Source organism: Roseovarius sp. SK2, assembly GCF_028807495.1.
Classification (GTDB): Bacteria; Pseudomonadota; Alphaproteobacteria; order Rhodobacterales; family Rhodobacteraceae; genus Roseovarius; species Roseovarius confluentis.
This window is the reverse complement of sequence record NZ_JARAMK010000001.1, coordinates 183,772-201,969: the sequence shown is the minus strand read 5'-3', so window position 1 is coordinate 201,969 and position 18,198 is coordinate 183,772. Positions and strand designations below refer to the sequence as shown.

At 64.1% G+C, this 18,198-nt stretch carries 18 protein-coding genes and 1 tRNA gene; 7 read left to right on the top strand and 12 right to left on the bottom strand.

Annotation, left to right across the window (positions count from 1 at the left end; all coding sequences use genetic code 11):
* Positions 1–2 precede the first annotated feature (2 nt).
* Positions 3–623, bottom strand: a complete 621-nt coding sequence (locus tag PVV74_RS01020; RefSeq protein ID WP_274591923.1) for a thiamine phosphate synthase — start codon at positions 621–623, stop codon at positions 3–5.
* A 127-nt stretch (positions 624–750) separates the two neighbouring features.
* Between PVV74_RS01020 and PVV74_RS01015 the strand changes: the two genes are divergently transcribed.
* The 3 genes from PVV74_RS01015 to PVV74_RS01005 are packed head-to-tail and all read left to right on the top strand — an operon-like array spanning position 751 to position 4,158.
* The gene (locus tag PVV74_RS01015) at positions 751–1,494 is read left to right on the top strand and encodes an RNA methyltransferase (RefSeq protein WP_274591922.1); all 744 of its coding nucleotides are present in this window, start codon (positions 751–753) and stop codon (positions 1,492–1,494) included.
* Positions 1,495–1,543: 49 nt separating this feature from the next.
* Entirely contained in the window at positions 1,544–2,683 is a 1,140-nt protein-coding gene (gene ctaA / locus PVV74_RS01010) for a heme A synthase (protein ID WP_274591921.1), read from the top strand.
* Positions 2,680–4,158, top strand: coding sequence for a carboxypeptidase M32 (locus PVV74_RS01005; protein WP_274591920.1), 1,479 nt, complete (start codon positions 2,680–2,682; stop codon positions 4,156–4,158). Before ctaA ends, PVV74_RS01005 begins: the two co-directional genes overlap by 4 nt.
* Before the next feature lie 4 nt (positions 4,159–4,162).
* Here PVV74_RS01005 and PVV74_RS01000 read toward each other — a convergent pair whose 3' ends face one another.
* From PVV74_RS01000 to PVV74_RS00960, 9 genes are all read right to left on the bottom strand, one after another.
* On the bottom strand, positions 4,163–4,918 hold the full coding sequence (locus tag PVV74_RS01000; protein ID WP_274591919.1) for an SDR family NAD(P)-dependent oxidoreductase: 756 nt from the start codon (positions 4,916–4,918) through the stop codon (positions 4,163–4,165).
* Positions 4,919–4,976: 58 nt separating this feature from the next.
* Positions 4,977–6,029, bottom strand: coding sequence for an AbrB family transcriptional regulator (locus tag PVV74_RS00995; protein ID WP_274591918.1), 1,053 nt, complete (start codon positions 6,027–6,029; stop codon positions 4,977–4,979).
* Between the two features lie 63 nt (positions 6,030–6,092).
* On the bottom strand, positions 6,093–8,336 hold the full coding sequence (locus tag PVV74_RS00990) for a xanthine dehydrogenase family protein molybdopterin-binding subunit (protein WP_274591917.1): 2,244 nt from the start codon (positions 8,334–8,336) through the stop codon (positions 6,093–6,095).
* A 1-nt stretch (position 8,337) separates the two neighbouring features.
* On the bottom strand, positions 8,338–8,796 hold the full coding sequence (locus tag PVV74_RS00985; protein WP_274591916.1) for a (2Fe-2S)-binding protein: 459 nt from the start codon (positions 8,794–8,796) through the stop codon (positions 8,338–8,340).
* 270 nt (positions 8,797–9,066) lie between these two features.
* Positions 9,067–9,387 carry a hypothetical protein gene (locus tag PVV74_RS00980; RefSeq protein ID WP_146049946.1) on the bottom strand — a complete coding sequence of 107 codons (321 nt, stop codon included), beginning with the start codon at positions 9,385–9,387 and terminating at the stop codon, positions 9,067–9,069.
* Between the two features lie 172 nt (positions 9,388–9,559).
* Positions 9,560–9,636 (bottom strand) — tRNA-Arg (locus tag PVV74_RS00975).
* Between the two features lie 74 nt (positions 9,637–9,710).
* Positions 9,711–11,105 (bottom strand): sensor histidine kinase, encoded by a 1,395-nt coding sequence (locus PVV74_RS00970; RefSeq protein ID WP_274591915.1) that lies wholly within the window; start codon positions 11,103–11,105, stop codon positions 9,711–9,713.
* 24 nt (positions 11,106–11,129) lie between these two features.
* Positions 11,130–12,548, bottom strand: coding sequence for a dihydrolipoyl dehydrogenase family protein (locus PVV74_RS00965; protein WP_274591914.1), 1,419 nt, complete (start codon positions 12,546–12,548; stop codon positions 11,130–11,132).
* A gap of 3 nt (positions 12,549–12,551) precedes the next feature.
* Positions 12,552–13,283, bottom strand: a complete 732-nt coding sequence (locus PVV74_RS00960; protein WP_103761314.1) for a TVP38/TMEM64 family protein — start codon at positions 13,281–13,283, stop codon at positions 12,552–12,554.
* A 286-nt stretch (positions 13,284–13,569) separates the two neighbouring features.
* On the opposite strand from PVV74_RS00960, the gene rpmH reads away from it, so the two are divergent.
* From rpmH to PVV74_RS00940, 4 genes are read left to right on the top strand one after another with little or no spacing between them, the layout of a single operon-like run.
* The gene (rpmH, locus tag PVV74_RS00955) at positions 13,570–13,704 is read left to right on the top strand and encodes a 50S ribosomal protein L34 (protein WP_005980833.1); all 135 of its coding nucleotides are present in this window, start codon (positions 13,570–13,572) and stop codon (positions 13,702–13,704) included.
* A 24-nt stretch (positions 13,705–13,728) separates the two neighbouring features.
* A complete protein-coding gene (gene rnpA, locus PVV74_RS00950) occupies positions 13,729–14,121 on the top strand; it encodes a ribonuclease P protein component (protein ID WP_103761313.1) in 393 nt (130 codons plus the stop codon).
* Positions 14,118–14,366: a membrane protein insertion efficiency factor YidD gene (gene yidD, locus PVV74_RS00945; RefSeq protein WP_103761312.1), complete on the top strand. Its 249-nt coding sequence runs from the start codon at positions 14,118–14,120 to the stop codon at positions 14,364–14,366. Before rnpA ends, yidD begins: the two co-directional genes overlap by 4 nt.
* On the top strand, positions 14,353–15,231 hold the full coding sequence (locus PVV74_RS00940) for a sulfotransferase domain-containing protein (RefSeq protein WP_274591913.1): 879 nt from the start codon (positions 14,353–14,355) through the stop codon (positions 15,229–15,231). Before yidD ends, PVV74_RS00940 begins: the two co-directional genes overlap by 14 nt.
* Positions 15,232–15,507: 276 nt before the next feature.
* On the opposite strand, the gene PVV74_RS00935 is transcribed toward PVV74_RS00940, so the two are convergent.
* Positions 15,508–16,878, bottom strand: coding sequence for an ammonium transporter (locus PVV74_RS00935; protein WP_274591912.1), 1,371 nt, complete (start codon positions 16,876–16,878; stop codon positions 15,508–15,510).
* Between the two features lie 243 nt (positions 16,879–17,121).
* Positions 17,122–18,075 carry an agmatinase gene (gene speB, locus PVV74_RS00930; protein WP_274591911.1) on the bottom strand — a complete coding sequence of 318 codons (954 nt, stop codon included), beginning with the start codon at positions 18,073–18,075 and terminating at the stop codon, positions 17,122–17,124.
* Between the last annotated feature and the right edge of the window lie 123 nt (positions 18,076–18,198).

The following is an 18,198-nucleotide window of genomic DNA, read 5'->3' as shown; positions in this document are numbered from 1 at the left end:
CCTCAGCGCATTGCCGCGACCAGTTCGCCCAAGGCGGCGCTCGGGTCGTCCTCGCGCCAGATTTCGTCGCCGATCCCGAAAAAATCGGTCATAGAGGACAGCTGTGATACCGTGGCAGCGTCAAGTGCTCCCTCTGCCACCACCGGCACTTCTATCACCTGAGACCACCATTCGAAAAGCTCCGCCTCGGCCTGCGACCCGTCTCCAAGGGCGGAGACGCCGGCGGGGCCGAAGCTGACGTAATCGGCGCCGGCCTCGCCCGCGGTCATACCGTCATGGCGCGAGGTGCCGCAGAAAGCGCCGACGATGGCATCCGGTCCCAGTTCCTTGCGCGCCTTGCGTACGGTGCGGGACCCGTCCGTCAGGTGCACGCCGTCCAGCCCCAGCCGTTCGGCCAACACAAAATGCGTGTCGATTACGATGGCCACGTCCTGCCCATGCGCAACCTCGCGGCACGTATCGGCGGCGCGGCACAACGCGGTCTCGTCATGGGTCGACAGCGCCAGCCGCACGCAGGCGATCTCGTGGTCGCGCAGGACCCGGTCGAGAATGGCGGGGAAACGCGCCAGCTCGATCTCGGGCGGGGTGATCAGATAGATTTGCGGCTGCTCGGGGTCTGCCATGGTCTTGTCGTCCTGTTTTTGCCCCTATAACCGGGATTTGCGAACGCGTCTACGGGACGCGAACGCGGTCTTTTGCGCTTTCCCGCACGGCCAGGCTGGATTATGGCGGGCACGTTGGAGGAACAGGATGCCAAGCGAAAACACACAGCCGCGCATTGTACTCGTACGTCCGCAAATGGGCGAGAATATCGGCGCCGCCGCGCGCGCAATGTGGAACTTCGGCCTCGACCGTATGGTCGTCGTGGCCCCGCGTGATGGTTGGCCCAATCCCAAGGCGGTGGCCATGGCCAGCGGCGCGGGTCGGCTGCTGGACGACGCGCGCCTTGTCCCCGACCTGCCGGCGGCTGTCGAGGACGAAAGTTTCGTGATGGCCACAACCGCCCGGGTGCGCGGCCTGACCAAGCCCGTATTCAGCCCCGAAGAGGCCATGGTGGAGGCCGCGACGCGCCTGTCGCGAGGCGAACGTGTCTCGGTGCTGTTCGGGCCGGAACGGGCCGGGCTGGAGAACGAGGATGTCGCCCGCGCCAACGCCATCATCAGCGTGCCGGTGAACCCTGAATTCCCAAGCCTGAACCTTGCCCAATGCGTGCTCTTGTGCGGCTACGAGTGGCGCCGTGCGTCGCAGGCGGTCGAGGCCGCCAGCGTCGATATGGCCGGCACCGACTGGGCCAACCAGAAAGAGATCGAGGCGCTGTCGACGCATTACGAGGAACGCCTTGAAGACGCCGGTTTTTTCTTTCCCGAAGCCAAGGCGCCCGGCATGAAGATCAACCTGCGCAACATGTGGAGCCGGATGCCCCTGACGCGAGCCGACGTGCAGACACTGCACGGCGTACTGCGGCAAATGGTGCGCTGGAAGGAGCGCGGTTGAAGCGCCGTGCGACGCGGATTAACGTCACGCCAAAGTCAGAGGGCGGAACATGAGCGAAAAACGCAGCATTTTCCAGGAAGTGTCAGATGCGGACACCCCGCGGCAGACACCGCAAGGCGGGATGATCGACGCAGGCCGCCGTGGCGCGCGCGGTGCCGTTCGGGTGTGGCTGATGCTTCTTTTCGCGCTGGTGGTCGTGATGATCGCCGTGGGCGGCCTCACGCGCCTGACCGACAGCGGCCTGTCGATCACCGAGTGGAAGCCGGTGACCGGCGCGCTGCCTCCGATGGACGCCGCTACATGGGAATCCGAGTTCGAGAAATACCGCGCAATTCCCGAGTACCAGTTGCAGAACAAGGGCATGAGCCTTGCCGAGTTCAAGGTGATCTACTGGTGGGAATGGGGTCATCGCCAGCTCGGCCGCGTGATCGGCCTTGTTTGGGTCTTGGGCTTTCTGGGCTTCTTGCTGCTGCGCAAGATCCCCCCAGGCTGGACAGGTCGCTTGTTGCTATTGGGAGGATTGGGCGGCGCTCAGGGCGCCATCGGCTGGTGGATGGTCAGTTCTGGCCTTTCCGGGCAGATGCTGGACGTGGCGAGCTACAGGCTGGCCGTGCATCTTGGCCTCGCCTTCGTGATATTGGGCTTCATCGCGTGGTACGTGATGTGCCTCGGACGAGAAGAGCGCGAACTGATGCAGGCTCGGCGCAGCCGCGAGGGCAAGCTTTTCGGCCTGTCCACTGGCTGGCTGCATTTCGCCTTCCTGCAGATCCTGATCGGCGCGCTTGTTGCGGGCATCGACGCCGGACGCACCTTTACCGACTGGCCGCTCATGGCTGGAGGGTTCCTGCCCGTGGATTTCTGGATGCCGGAGCTGGGTGCCAGAAACTTCTTTGAAAACCCGGGCATGGTTCAGTTCATCCACCGCATGACCGGTTATCTTCTGCTGATTTTCGGCATCGTCGTCTGGCTGAAGGGGCGCCGGTCGGCCCATGCTCTGACCCGCGGCGCGTTCAATTTCGCCTTCCTCGCACTTTGCCTGCAGGTCGTGCTCGGGATCATGACAGTGCTGTATATCGCGCCCTGGCAACTCGCCATCGCACACCAGTTGCTGGCGGTGATCCTCTGGGTCCTGATCCTCAGGGCACGGTTCCTCAGCCAGTATCCCATTGTGCGGTCGGTGCGCGGATGAGCCTGCCCAATGCATTCGACGCGCTCATGGCCTATGAGCGGGAAACCCAAGCCCTGGCCCGCATCTCCGGGCGGCTGAGCTGGGATCAGGAAACTGTGATGCCCCGCGGCTCGGCCGGGCAGCGGGCAGAGGAACGCGGTGCGATGGAAAGCGTGCTGCATGCAAGGCGCACCAACCCGCAAATCGGGGAGTGGCTGGAGCAGGCCGACCCGCCCGACGCGGACGGCGCTGCGCAACTGCGCCTGATCCGCCGCAGCTATGAGCGGTCGGTCAAGGTGCCGGCCGATCTGGCCGCCGCGCTGGCCCGGCTGACAAGCCGGTCGCAAGGCATATGGGCCGCCGCGCGTGCCGATGACGATGTCGCCGCCTTCCTTCCCACGCTGGCCGAGGTGGTCAAGCTCAAGCGGGAAGAGGCCGCGGCGCTGGCGGGCGAGGGCGACCTCTACGATGCGCTGGTCGACGATTTCGAGCCGAACGGCAAAGCGGCCGAATTCGCCGCGATGTTCGACGAGATGCGCCCGGGGCTGGTAAGCTTGCGCGAACGCGCCCTGAACGCACCCCAGGTGACGGCGCTTTCAGCTACGTTCGACGCCGACACACAGATGGCGCTTGGCCGGGAACTGGCAGAAACCTTCGGTTATGACCTGACTCGGGGTCGCATCGACCGGGCGGTCCACCCGTTTTCCAGCGGCTCCGGCGAAGACGTGCGCATTACCACCCGCACCGCCGAGGATGATCCGTTCAACTGCCTTTACTCGACGATCCACGAGGTCGGCCACGCATGCTATGAACAGGGTATCGACCCGAAATTCCTTCTGACCCCGGCTGGGCAAGGGGTGTCGATGGGCGTACATGAAAGCCAAAGCCGGATCTACGAGAACCAGCTTGGCCGCAGCCGCGCCTTCTGTGGCTATCTTTATGGCCGGATGCGAGACCTGTTCGGCGACTTCGGCGTGCCGGACGAAGACGCCTTCTATGCGCTCGTGAATCGCGTACACCGGGGCTATATCCGTACCGAGGCCGACGAGGTGCAGTACAACCTGCACATCATGCTGCGGTTCGATCTGGAGCGGGCGCTGTTCGCCAATGACCTTCAGGTGGACGATCTCGAAGCGGCCTGGAACGATCGGTTCCGGGCGGATTTCGGGTATGACGTCAACCGCCCCGCGAACGGCGTGCTTCAGGATGTGCACTGGTCCGTGGGGCTCTTCGGGTATTTCCCAACCTACAGCCTTGGCAATGTCTATGCCGGCTGCCTGCATGAGGCCCTGCGCAAGGATCTGCCCGACCTGGATGACCAACTGGCGAAAGGCGAGCTCTCCGCCGCCACGGGCTGGCTGCGCGAGCGGGTTCAGTGCCACGGTGGACGTCATGAACCCAAGGACGTCATCACGCTCGCATGCGGCAGCGCGCCTAGTGCGACACCGCTGATGTCCTACCTGGAAACCAAGTTCGGCGCGCTCAGCGACAGTTGACTCATCACTGCATCCGCAACGCGCCATCAAGACGGATGACCTCGCCGTTCAGGTAATCGCATTCGACGATGAACCGTGCCAGCGATGCGTACTCGTCCGGGTCACCCAGCCGCTTGGGAAAGGTCACGTCCTGCGCCAACCCGTCTTGCACCTCCTGCGGCAAGCCTTTCAACATGGGCGTGGCGAAAATCCCAGGAGCAATGGCCATCACCCGGATACCATCGCGGCTCAGGTCCCGCGCCATGGGCACCGAAAGGCCAACGATACCGCCCTTGGAGGCGGCGTAGGCGGTCTGGCCCTTTTGCCCTTCGAAGGCGGCAATGGACGCCGTGTTGATGATGACCCCACGCGTGCCGTCGGGCGCGGCGACATTCTGCGCGATTTCCTCGGCGGCAAGACGAGCCACGTTGAACGTGCCGACGAGGTTGATGTCGATGGTACGGCGAAACCCGTCAAGGCTGTGGGGCCCGTCGCGCCCCAGCGTCTTCTCTCCGGTCGCGATGCCCGCGCAATTCACGGCAGCGGTGATCTTGCCCATGGCGTCCTTGGCCGCAGCTATGGCAGCGCGGACCGAGTCCTCGTCGGTAACGTCCGTTTCGGCAAAACCGGCCCCGATCTCGGCGGCCACGGCGCCGCCGCGCTCGGCATCGCGGTCCAGCAGGGTGACTTTGGCCCCATGCGCGCGAAAGTGCCGTGCCGTCGCTTCGCCCAGGCCGGAGGCGCCCCCGGTGATGATTGCGGCGGTGTCTGAGATTTGCATGGAGCCTCCGGCGGTTTGAAATGAACAAGTGTTCAGGTATTCCAGAAGCCGTGCCCTGTCAAAGCCGTCGCCGAACCAGTTTGGAGCTGAGGCCAAGGCCGACCACGGTGATCAGAATCCGAAAGATGTGATGCAGCGTCACGAAGGCCGGGTTGGCCGAAAGGCTGAGGGCCACCAGCGACATCTCGGTCACGCCCCCGGGCGCGAAGCTGATCAGCAGCACGTCGAAAGGTTGCTCCAGCACCTGCATCAGTGCCAGCGCGAAGATGATGGCCAGTCCCAGCATTCCCCCGACGCAAAGGACAGTCAGCCCGACGCCCCGGAGTACCAACCCGCCGGACAGCCCCGTGAACCGCATGCCAAGCGCCGTGCCGACGACGATCTGAGCCGCGTTGATCAGCCATTGCGGCACATCGACGTGGTAAAGGCCGGTCAGCGACAGGATCGCGGCCACGGACAAAGGCCCGGTCAGTTGTTTGGCCGGCAGGCGCAGCAAATGCCCAAGGCCAAACCCCGCCGCGCCGGCGCAGGCTATCAGTGGAAAGGCAGACCAGGGCACTTCATCGCGGCCCAGCGTGACGCCTGCGGAACTTCCGACCGGATGACCGACCCAGAGCGAAAGGCCGATGGGCAAGAGAGTGACCACCGCGATGATTCGCAGGAACTGCTGCAATGTCAAACGAGCCGGATCGGCACCGGCCTCCTCACCCAGGGCAATCGATTCGAACAAGCCGCCAGGCGCCGCGCCATAGAAAGCCGTCGGTCGGTCATACCCACCTATGAACCGCAAGACGGTGTAGCCGTAGCCATGGGCGACGATGACGAACAGCATCAGGGCCGTGAAACTGACCGCCAGGCGCGAGGCCTGTCCGAAAAGTTCGGGCGTGACCTGCGCGCCGATCATCAGGCCGATGACCGAAATGAAGACCAAGCGCAGCATGGGGGGGAAGTGGTATCCATCCGGTAAACGAGCCGATACGGTTGTCGCCACGATACCGGACGCGACCAGAGGCCCGATCAGGAACGGAAGCGGTATGGAGGCCGCTTGCGCGCCGAAGGCCGCGGCGCAAGCCAGGGCGAGCAGCGCAAGTGTGGTCAGGATGGATCCCATGCGCCCCTTCAACCACCCCGCGCGGGGAACGGCAAGGTGGCGCCGCGTTGGATGCACCTTAACTTACGCGAACTCCACGAATTTCGAGAACGGCATCTCGCGCAGCCGCGTCCCCGTGGCCGCGAAAATAGCCGCCGCAAGGGCAGGGGCGGCAGGCGGCACGGGGGGTTCACCCACGCCCAGCACCTTGTCGCCATTCTCAAGTCCGCGCACTTCGATCGCCGGGGCCTGGTAAAGGCGCAGCCCCTGGAACGTGTCGAAATTGGTCTGCTCGGCGCGACCGTCGGCATAAGTCAGCTCGCAGTTCATCGCATGACCCAGTCCAAAAATGACACCGCCCGCCACCTGGTTCTCGAAGTTCAGCGGATCGACCACCGTGCCGACCTCTGCCGCGACCCAGGCGCGCGTTAGCTTCAGTCCGGCCTCGGTGGTCTCGACCTCGATGACCTCGGCGCAGGGCACGCCAAAGGACTTGGTAAAGGCCACCCCGCGCCCCACGCCGTCGGACGGGTTCGGTCCGGACCAGTCGCTCATCTCGGCCACGGCCTCCAGCACGCCACGGGCCAGCGCGTCATCGCAAAGCCGCAGGCGCTCTTCCATCGGGTCGGCTCCGGCGGCGTGGATCAACTCGTCCAGTCCGGTATTGTAGAAAAACCCGTTCGTCGACGCGCCGACCGAACGCCATGACGAGATTGGCGCCAGTGCTGGCGCCCGGTACCCTGTTACGCGGTGATGCGGCACGGAAAAAGGCTGCTCGAAAGCGCCGGCCACGATCTGGCTGTCGGGGCCGGGCACGCTCAGCCCCTGCCGCCCCATTTGCGAGACTATGACCGACGGCATCGCGATACCGAGGTCAAAGGCCTCGACCCGCCCCTCGCGCACGGCACCGCGCATCCGCGCCATGGCGATCTGGCGCGGGAACTCGTGGGTCATGTCCTCTTCGCGGGAATAGGTCAGCTTGACCGGCGTGCCTTTCATCTGCATGGCGATCTCGGCGGCGTGGCGCACCACCATGTCTTCCAGCCGGTGCCCGAAACTGCCGCCGATCATCTGCACATGCAGGGTGATGTTGTCCTCCGATACGCCGGTGATGCCCGACACATTGGTCAGGACATTGCGCGGGATCTGCGTGCCGGTCCAGATCTCGACGGCATCATCATCGACGCGCACGGTGGCGTTGACCGGTTCCAGCGGGGCATGGGCCAAGTAGGGCGCGCGATACTCCGCCTCGATGACATCACCCGCGCCAAGCGCCGCGTCCATGTCGCCGTCGTCGCGCTTGCGGCTGTCCTGCGTGTCTTCGCTGAAACTGTCGGAAAGCGCCTGCCAATGCGCCTCCATCGTTTGCGGCAATGGCCCGTCGGGCCAGCTTGCCACGATGGCCTTGGCCCCTTCCATCGCGCGCCAGGTGTTATCGGCTGCGATACCCAGGCCGCCGGAAATCTCGACCACGGATTGCACGCCGCGAATCTTGAACGTCTCGGCAGTGTCATAGCTGCCAAGCGCTCCGCCAAGCGCAGGGTTCAAAAGCACCGTCGCGTGGACCATCCCGGGCAGGTGTACGTCAATCCCGTAGTCTTGCGTGCCAGTGGACTTTGCGACCATGTCGAGGCGCGGCGTTGGTTTGCCAATCAGCCGCCATTCCGAAGCGGGTCGCAGGGCGACGTCCGTCACCGGATCCAAATCAGCGGCCCCAGCGGCCAACTCGGTGTAGGGCAGGGTGGTGCCGTCCGGCAGGATCACCGCTCCGTCCCGTGTGGTCAGTTCGCTTGCCGCGACCCCCGCCTGTGCTGCGGCGGCAGCTTTCAGTGTCTCGCGGGCCGATGCGCCCGCCGCGCGCAGCTTATCGAACCCGTCGGGCGTGGTGGTCGAGCCGCCGGTGATCTGCAAGCCCAGGAACTTCGCCCCCGCAGACACGACCGAGCCCGCGACCTGCTCCCCAAAGCCACCACCGGGAGCGAGGAAGGCCGCGGCCTCGTCGGCCAGCGCCCGGTTCCAATAGGCGACGTCCGGCGAGCCGGGATCAACCGCGATCTGGTCGAGCGTCACGTCCAGTTCCTCGGCCAGCAGCATCGCCTGCACCTGGTAGGCGCCCTGGCCCTTGTCGGCGCGGGGTGTGATCAGGGTGATGCCATCGGGGCGGATCAGCACATAAGGGGTCAGCGCCGCCTCGCCGTCGTTCAGCCCGCTCAGCAGCGGATTGCGGTATGGTGTCTTGTAACGCCAGACCCCAAAGGCAACGCCGCCCGCCGCGGCGACGGCACCTACCAGGAAACTTCGGCGCGCGATCTTACCGACCCGGCTCACTTTACGCCTCCTTCAGCTTGGCGGCCGCGACCTTTACGGCCGCACGGATGCGCGGATAGGTTCCGCAGCGGCACAGGTTGCCCGACATGGCGTCGTCGATATCCTCGTCCGAAGGATCGGGCGTTTCCGAGAGCAGCGCCGCAGCCTGCATGATCTGCCCCGACTGGCAATAACCGCATTGGGCCACCTGCGTTTCGATCCACGCCTGCTGCACGGCATGGCGTGTCTCGGGGCGGCCCAGCCCGTGAATGGTGGTGACCGGGCCCCACACGTCGCCCGCGGCAACCTGGCAGGATCGCACCGCCTCGCCATCGATATGCACCGTGCAGGCCCCGCATTGCGCGATCCCGCAGCCGTACTTCACGCCGGTTTTGCCCAGCACGTCGCGCAGCACCCACAGAAGCGGCATCGCGTCCTCGACCTCGATCTCGTGGTCCGTACCGTCGATCGTCAATTGCATGGTGCCTCCCGCCGCGTTCTGCGTTTATCGCAACGATAAGCCGCGCGGTTCAATTGTCGAGAAGAACGCCACGTGAGCCGCGCGTATCAAAGGCCACCGTCCAAGCGGTGTATGCAATTCCGGAAATTCGGGGAAGTGGCGGACCGAGGAACAGCAGAAAGCAGCACCGTCTGCGGGCTCACCTCACTATCGGCTTCTGCGATCTGGCGGTATGACATGCCCTCGGCGCGCATCGCCGCCCAAAGATCGCGGCGCTGGTCTATCAGCAGCTTATGTGTCTCGAAGAAAAGGCTTTAGCTCCTCTCTCGACCAGCCATCGGAAACGATTTGCTCAATCTGGGCGGAAACCTTGTTCAACGCGTACTCACAATTCTGAACTTGCCCGCGCGTTTCTTCGATTAGATCAATTACTTCTCGGAAAGTCTTGGGCTTCCGATGGTAAGAAAATGTGGTCGGTTCTTTTTCCCCTTCAAAAGGCTGAATCCGGCCAGAGAGTCTACGTACATCCTTACTTAAGCGTTCGGTTTCATGGCATAGCCGCTCAATCAATCCGACACTTTTGGCAAAAAGTTCTTTTTCCTTATTGTCCACGTATATGTCCTCTCTGAAGTAATACCGTCGCAGCTACTTAAGAATCGCGGGAAGCTGACTGTGAACTTGCGCACGCGATGTATCAAGCCGTTTTACGGTTGGCACGCATTATGGCAGGTGCGAAGGTACTGCGCAAAATACCTCTTTAAGAACATGCACTTGTAGGGAGAAGTGGCGGACCGAGGAGGATTCGAACCCCCGACCCCCTGATTCGTAGTCAGGTACTCTATCCAGCTGAGCTATCGGTCCGTTGAGGTCGAGCATCTAGACCCATGCGCCGGCCATTGCAAGGGGGTGGTACGGGATTTTCCGAGGAATTTCCCTCAGTCCACGTTCAACCCGCCACGGGGCAGGCTGACGCAGAACACCGTGCCGGTCTCATCCGTGCTTTCGAGTTCGAGCGTGCCGCCATGGCCACGGATCAGCTCTGCTGCAATCGAGAGGCCAAGGCCGGTGCCGCCCTTCGTGGCACCGCCGTGAAATGGCTGGAAAAGGTGGTCGCGCGCCTTGGGTGGAAGGCCCGGCCCGGTGTCGGAGACACGAATGAGCCACGCCTCACTGGTTTCCTGCCCGGAAATAGCGATCTCTCCGGGCTTGCCGCTATTGACGATGGCCTGACGGGCATTGCGCACGAGGTTGGCGATCACGCGGTAAAGCTGTTCGTGATCGGCGCGCAGGACAAGCCCCGTGGGCACGTCTTCGGCAAAGCTGACATCGGCGTCACCCACGGCAAGGCGCTCGCTTTCGATCACGTCCGAGACGACGTCGATCAGGCCAAACCGGCCCAGGGTCGGCGGTTGCTCCTCGGCCTTGCCATAGGCCAGGGTCGATTCGCACAGGTGCACCGCGCGAGCGATGGAATTGACCAGCTTGGGTGCCATGCGCTTGACCGCCGGGTCCTCGCTCATCTCGATCCGGTCGGTGAACAGCTGCGCCGAGGTCAGAATATTGCGCAGGTCATGGCTGACCTTGGCCACCGCGCCGCCCAGCTGGGCCAGCCGCTCGCGCTGCCGCAGGGACGAGGTGAGCTGCGTCTGCAACGACAGCAACGCCTCCTCGGCCTGCCGGATCTCGGTGGTGGTGGATCGGGGGGTGATCACGCGGTTGGCATCCTCGGGGGCCTCGGCATAGCGGGTCATGTTGCGCGCCACGCTGGCAATGGGCCGCACGAGAAAGCCACGCACGGCAAAATAAAGCAGGGCGGCGGTCACAACCGAGATCATCGCCGACAGCAGCAGGATACGCAGGCCGTAGTCGACCATCGCGGCGCGCAGGTCGTCTGTCAGCAGCGTGACCTCGATCAGCAGTCCGCCCATCTGTGACGGGTCGCCGATGACGCGGATCATCTCGGGCTCGGTCCGCACAAGGCGTGTCATCGCGTCCCCGATCAGTTCCAACGGCGGCGCGTCACGCAGATCGAACGTATCGACAATGGGTGAGGGCATGGGCGCCGACAGCATCAGCTGGCGCGCCTCGTCGCGGCGCAGAACCACGTTGAAGACCCCCGCGTTCTGCAACAGCTCTTCCTGCAACTCGTTCGAGATTTCATCGTTGGCCAAGAGCGCGAGCGAGGCAATCTGCGCCCGCTCCAGCCGGTCCATCAGGAAATCCTCGCGGTAGCGGGCGATGGAGGGCACGAAAATCAGAACCTCGGCCAGCATCACGAAGAGGACGGTCAGGATCAGGAACCGTCCCGAGAGTGATTTCAGAAACCCCATCTACCCGTTCCGTCGTCTTGTTTCCTAGGGCAGCCAGCGCTGGACCAGCCGCACGACCCGCTTGACGCCATCGCTTTCGAACAGTCGCGGCGTGAAATAGGCCCCCGCCGCACGCTTGTTGATTTCTCCCAACGTGGGATAAGGCGCAACCATGGCGCTGATATGCTTCATTTTCAAGTTGTTGGCGAGGGCCAAAGCCCATGTATGGATCAACTCGCCCGCTTGCGCACCGACGATGGTCGCGCCGACGGGGCGGCCGCCCACGACCATGACCTTGACGAAGCCCGTGGTTTTACGTGTGGCGATGGCCCGGTCGTTGCTGTCATACTCGGCCCGGACGACCTCCAGCTTAGAGCCATGTTCCTTGCGCGCCTGCGCCTCGGTCAGGCCGACCTGCGCCAGTTCCGGGTCGGTATAGGTGGTCCAGGGCAGATGCGCGGTACTTGCCTTGGCAGGCAGGCCCAGCACGGCAGAGCGGATGACGATACCCGCGTGATATCCCGCGACATGGGTGAATTGCAGGCCGCCGGCGACGTCGCCGATGGCATAAACCTTTGAATTGGTGGTCTTCAGCTTCGCATCGACCTTGATGCCCGCCTTCGTGGTGTTGATGCCCGCCGCGTCGAGGTTCAGGCTGTCGATATTCGGCTTGCGGCCCACGGCCATCAGCAAATGCGAGCCCTTGAAAACTTGCCCGTCCTTGGTTTCGACCTCGATTGCCCCTTGGGTTCCGCGCACTTGCGCCGCAGTGGCGCCCTCGACTATCTCCAGTCCCTCCGCGCGCAGGTGGTCCAACACAAGGGCGGCGGCTTCGGGATCGTCCTTGCCAAGCGCCTTGTCGCCTTCGATCACCGTGACCTTGCAGCCAAGCCGAAGATGCGCCTGCGCCATTTCCATGCCGATGGGGCCGCCGCCGATGACCAGCAGGTGCTCGGGCTTTTCGCGCAGGTCAAAGAGCGTCTCGTTGGTCTCGTATGGGACACCGTCCAGCCCTGGAATAGGCGGCACGAAAGGTGAGGAACCGGTGGCGATGACGATGCGGCGGGCGCGGATGACCGTGGCCCCGGCCTTGACCTCGGTGGGCGAGATGAATTGGCCGTATTCCCTGATGACCTTGACGCCAAGGCCCTCGAACCGGTCCTGGCTGTCATGCGGGGCGATGGTTGCGATCACGTCCCGCACGTGGTCCTTGACGGCGGCGTAGTCTACAATGGGTGCGGTATTCTCCACGCCATAAGGGGCGGCGTGTGCCGGGCCGTAGGCGGCCTTGGCCGAGGCGATGAGCGCCTTGGAGGGCACGCAGCCGAAGTTGAGGCAGTCACCGCCCATTTCGTGCCCTTCGAGAAGGACCACGTCAGCGCCCATCTGCACGGCGCCGGACGCCACGGAGAGACCGCCGGAACCTGCCCCTATGACGAGGATGTCAGTCTTGATATCGGCCATGGCTCAGATGTCCTTCTTGCCGCGCACGGTCTTGATGAGGATAGGTAGCGCGGCCAGCACGCAAAGCCCAAGGATTGGGCCGATCACCTGCGGCTCCCACAGCAGGGAGAGATCCGGACGCTCGCCACGGTCAAAGACCTCGCCCAGGCCGACGCCGATCCAGGTGAACACGATGGCACCGGGGATGATACCGATCGCGGTGGTCCAGAGGAAATTGAAGAAGCGCACGCCGACCAGTGCGGGCAGCAGGTTGGCCACGAAAAACGGCACCACGGGCACGAGGCGCATCAGCAAAAGAACATTGATTTCATGCTCATGCAGGCCGGTCTTGAACTTCTTGAGCGTCCCCTCGGAGGCGTCCATCTTGGCGGCGAGCGTTCGCCCAAGGCCCCAGCGCGCGGCGAGGAAGATGGCCGAGGCCCCGATGACGGCCGCCGTGACGTTGAACGTGGTGCCCAGAAAGAGGCCGAATAGAAAGCCACCGGTGACCGAGGCCACGGCCGCCCCCGGCAGCGAGAAGGCGACAATGGCCACGTAGACTGCCACGAAGATGCCTGCCAGGAGGATGTAGTTTTCGTCCCGGAACGCCAGCAAAGCCTCGCGATTGTTGGCCAGAGTGTCGAAGGTCAGGTAGTCGCCCAACGTAAAGTATCCCACGATGGCGGCGATCAGGATCACGGCGAGGGGCGCGTGGCGGATATAGGCGGGGCGCTTGGTGTCGTCGGCAGTGTCCATGTGGCGATCCGGGTCCGGTGTGATTGCGTGTCCTTCCTAGATGCGCCATCGTCAGGCCCCGCACCAGACGCTTCACGCGGGGGTGAAGCGGGGTGAAGGTTTTGGGGCCATTATGTCGGGTTCGGGCCCGGTTTGTAACAAAGCCAACCGTCCGGGCAGGGTTTTTGTTGCAAAAGCCAATCGGATGTTTGACTTGGGGCTCGGGCGCCCCTATAGACCGGGCTTCAATACGAATTCCGGCTTTCGCGATTCCTGAGCGAGGCCAAGAACACCGGAGAGCCGAGCGATGAAACGCACGTATCAACCTTCGAACCTGGTCCGCAAGCGGCGCCACGGTTTCCGCGCGCGCATGGCCACCAAGGCCGGCCGCAAGATCCTGAACGCGCGTCGTGCGCGTGGCCGCAAGTCGCTGAGCGCGTAAGCGCCAGCCAGGAACTGTACGGACATGACACCGCCGGAGGCCCTCGTGAATGACACGGGGAAAACGCCCCCGGCGGTTTCCGTTCGTCTGGAGGTTCTCAAGAAACGCCCCGATTTCCTGGCTGCCGCAAAGGGCCGCAGGCAGGCGGCGCGCGGCCTTGTGTTGCAGGCCCGGGACCGGCGCGATGACAGCATGGCGATCCGGGTGGGCTACACCTGTTCCAAGAAGGTGGGCAATGCCGTCACCCGGAACCGGGCCAAGCGGCGGTTGCGCGAAGTGGCCCGCAAGGTTTTGACAAGCCAAGGAAAACCCGGACATGACTATGTGCTGATCGGGCGCGCCGGGGGCACGGTGGAGCGCGATTTCCACGGGCTGTGCGAGGATCTGCGCAAGGCGCTGGCCGCGGTGCACAGGTGAGCCCGCTGGCCCACATGCTGGCCCTGCCGGTCAAGGCGTACCGGCTGATCTTCAGCCCCTGGGTGGGGTTCAATTGCCGGTATCAGCCGACATGCAGCCAGTACGCCTTGGACGCTTTGCGCACCCACGGGGGCCTCAAGGGCGGGTGGCTGGCCGCGCGTCGGATCGCACGGTGCAACCCCTGGGGCGGCTGTGGGTATGACCCGGTGCCGGGCGGTGAGGGCGCGCGCGATGAAGCGTCCTGAGACCCTGGCGCAGATGAACGCGGCGCTGGCGCGGTTCGCCACGGAGCATGGCGTCGAGACGGGGCTGGCCTATCGCCCCGATCCCACCGACATCTTCATTTCGCCCTACAGCAAGTGCGGCACCACATGGGTCAGCCAGATCGCGCATGGGCTGCGGTCGGGCGGGGACATGGCGTTTGACGAAATTACCGACGTCGTGCCGTGGCTGGAACTGGCCCACGATATGGGGCGGAACGTTAACGACCCGCAACCCTACCGTCCGAAGCTCTTCAAGAGCCACCTAGCATGGGGGGTGATTCCCGAAGGCGGGCGGTACATCGTGGTGCTGCGTGACCCGGTGGATGCGATGGTGTCGCTTTACCGTTTTTTCGACGGCTGGATGTTCGAGCGCGGGGCGATTTCGCTGGAGGATTTCGCGGAGTATTACCTGGATCGGATGGGCCGAGAGGATTACTGGAGCCACGCATCCTCCTGGTGGGCTGTGCGCGGGCGGGATGATGTGCTGCTGATAGCGTATGAACACATGAAGCGGGACTTGGCGAAGAGTGTCGCGCAAGTCGCGGATTTCATGGAGGTTTCCGATGAGTGGACACGCGCCGTCGCGCAGGCACAGGCGACGCTGGATTTCATGAAGGCGCATGGACGGCAGTTCGACGATCACCTTGTGCGGCAGGCGCGCGACGCGGCCTGTGGCTTGCCTCCGGGCGGTGAGGCCAGCAAGGTGGCCGGCGGGCAGGCCGGGGCGGGCCGCGCGCAGATCAGCGATGCGATGCGCGAGGCTTACGCCCGGAAGTGGCGCGAAACGATGGGTGCGGCGCATGGGCTTGAGGGCTATGAGGACGTGCTTGCCCGGCTGAAAGATTAAGCGGGCGTTGAAGCGCAGGGCGCAGATCCGGGCGCGTTAACCAGTGCGATTCAGCCCGAAACGGCACGTCGGTATTGCGTCGGTATCCGGGTGGTATCGCGACGGTGCGGATTTACGCGAATTGACGGTTTAACGCGGCGGCCGGTTGTGACGGATTGTTAACCGGTGCGCAGGTGGGTTTTCACCCACCCTGCGAGGTCCCGGGACGGGAGACGGAAACGCATCGCGGCGACGGGAGGGACCCCGCCGCCGCGACCCCGTGAGTGATACCAGACGTCAGCCCTTGGCGATGGGCGTGTCCTCGCGCGTGGGCACGTCGGGCTCCAGCCCCCAGCGCAGGCCGTCGAGACCGGCGGCCATTTCGTCGTCGGTGTTGCGCAGGCCGATCGTGACCTTGAGGATCAGCGCCGTCACGAGGCCGGTCACAAGGCCCGCGCCGAGGCAGACCACGATGCCGATGAGCTGCATGGTCAGGCCGATCTGGCCATGCTGGAAGGCATACTCGCCTTCCTCGAACCCGAAGTAGCCGCCGCGCGGGGTGCCGGCCTCGAGGATGCCGACCATGATCAGGCCGTAGCTGCCCGCGCCGAGGAAGAGCGGCAGCAGCTTGTGCTCGTCGAACTCGCGCTTCAGCGTGAATTCATAGACGATGTAGGCGATGACCGGCGCGCCGAGGGCCACCAGGAACATCTGCCCCGGCTGGTAGACGTCGAAGCCGCAGGCACCGGCCACGTAGCCCGCCAGGGGCCCCAGCAGTAGGTAGGCGTATTTGCGCGTGGCATAGGCGAGGATGCCGCCCGTCACCGCGCCGCCGGCCCAGGCCATGGCGTAGTTGTTCACCGCGAGGCCGACGCTGGTGTCGGCCATGGTGACGCTGACCGCCAGCGCCTCGGGGTCGAAGAAGAAGAGGCAGGAGACGATGACCATGGGCAGGCCCGCGAAGATGGTCAGCAGGCCCACGGCCGCCAGCCCGATGCTGGGCGCGTGGTAGCCCGAGACCATGGGGTGCGGATTGAACATGCCGGGGCGCTGGCCCAGCATGGGAACCAGCGCCAGCGCCATGCCGGTGGGGAAGAGATAGACGAAGCCCACGCCGAAGAAGTCGTGGAAGCCTGCATTGGTCAGCGGGCCGACCGAGCCCCAGGTATAGAAGCTGAGGATGGACGAGGCCACGGCGGCCACGACGCAGAGCACGTAATAGGCCGAAGCCTTGATCCGTTCGGACACGGCGAAGTGGAAGAGGATGTTCACGATCCCGGCAAAGACCGCGAGGAAGAACACGAAGATCTGGAAGGTGTTCAGCCCCGGGAACGTGGCCGGATCGGTGGTCGAGGCGTTGGCATTCAGCATCCCGCCGAAGAGCCACCAGTCGCGCAAGCTGTCGCCCATCGTGGCGCCTTCCATGATGTAATACTGCGCCGCCCAGAAGCCGAAGCCGATGGCAAAGTAGGTGGTGAAACCGAGAAAGAAGCCCATGACCTTTTCGATGGTCGAGTTGAACAGGCTTTTGCGCCGTGTCGTGCCGGCGTCGATCATCAGAAGGCCGACGACGACGGTGATCGCGCCGACCGTGCCGGAAAGATAGACGAGGTTCTGGACCAGGGAATTGAGTGTGACCTGGTCGGCCTGAATGGCTGCGAGATCCATTTTGGGTGTGTCCTCCACTGTTGGTTTTCCGTGTCCGTCCGGGCCTGGTAGTGCTGGCGCGCAATGGCGAACCAAAACTGTACCGAAAAATGGCCGGCGTCCTGTTATGTTTTTTGTTTTGATTAAATGTTGCGCAAAAAACTGCGTCTGTGAAGGTAAAAATAGCTAAAAGTGAAAATCCGGCGCAAGTCTGCGCTGATCTCACCTCTGGGAGAGGTCCAAATGTGAACCAAAAATGAAGTATCAGCCGCGGGCGTGGAAGACGAAGCCCAGAAGGTTCAGAAGCACCTGCGCGGCGAGGATCGAGGTGGAGCCGGTGGGGTCGTAATCCGGGGCGACCTCGACCAGGTCGATGCCGACGATCTCGTGGCTTTGTGCGACCTGTTGCAGGATCTCGAGCACGTCGTAATAGAGGAACCCGCCATGGCTGGGCGTGCCCGTGCCCGGCGCGATGGAGGGGCAGAAGGCGTCGATGTCGATGGTGATGTAGACCCGCGCACCTTCGGGGATGCGGGCGGCGGTGGCCTCGGGCCCCAGCTTGCGCACCTGCCGGACAGACAGGATATCCGAGCCGCGCGCGCGGGCGTCGTCATAGCCTTCCTTGGCGGTCGAGCTGACATTGCGGATGCCCAGCTGGGTGAGGCCGGTGACGAAAGGTTTCTCGGCGGCGCGGCGCATGGGGTTGCCGTGGCCAAAGCGGACGCCATGACGCTCGTCGACGAAATCGAGGTGGGCGTCGATCTGCAATACATGGATGTCGCCCTGATCGTCATAGGCGTTGATGCAGGGGATATTGATGGAATGATCGCCGCCGATGGTGACGGGCAGGGCGCCGGCGGCGAGGATGGCGCGGACGCCCGCCTCGATATTGGCATGGGATGTCATCGTGTCGGTGTGGACGATGTCGGCGTCGCCGATATCGACGATGCTGACAGAGCCGGGCAGGTAGGTGGCGTCGTCCTCGTGGTCATAAGCGCCGGCATGGCCGAAGCTGAAGAGCGTGGACGCCTCGCGCACGCCGCGGGGGCCGAAGCGGGCGCCCGAGCGCCATTGGGTGCCGGCGTCGAAAGGGGCGCCGAGGATGGCGACGTCGGCGTCGATGCGGCTCCAGTCGGCCACATAGGGGCGCTTGCCGAAAGTGGCGATGCCGACGAAAGGCAGGTCGAGCCGGCCGCTCTCGTATCCGTGGGTTGTCATGGGGCGTGTCCTCTGGTTGCAGGGACGCTAGCGTGCGGCGGGCGCGCAAGGCAAGGGGGCGTGCGTGGGTTTTCACCCAGCCTACGACGCGGCAAGTCGCGGCATGCGGTCCGGCCATGTCAT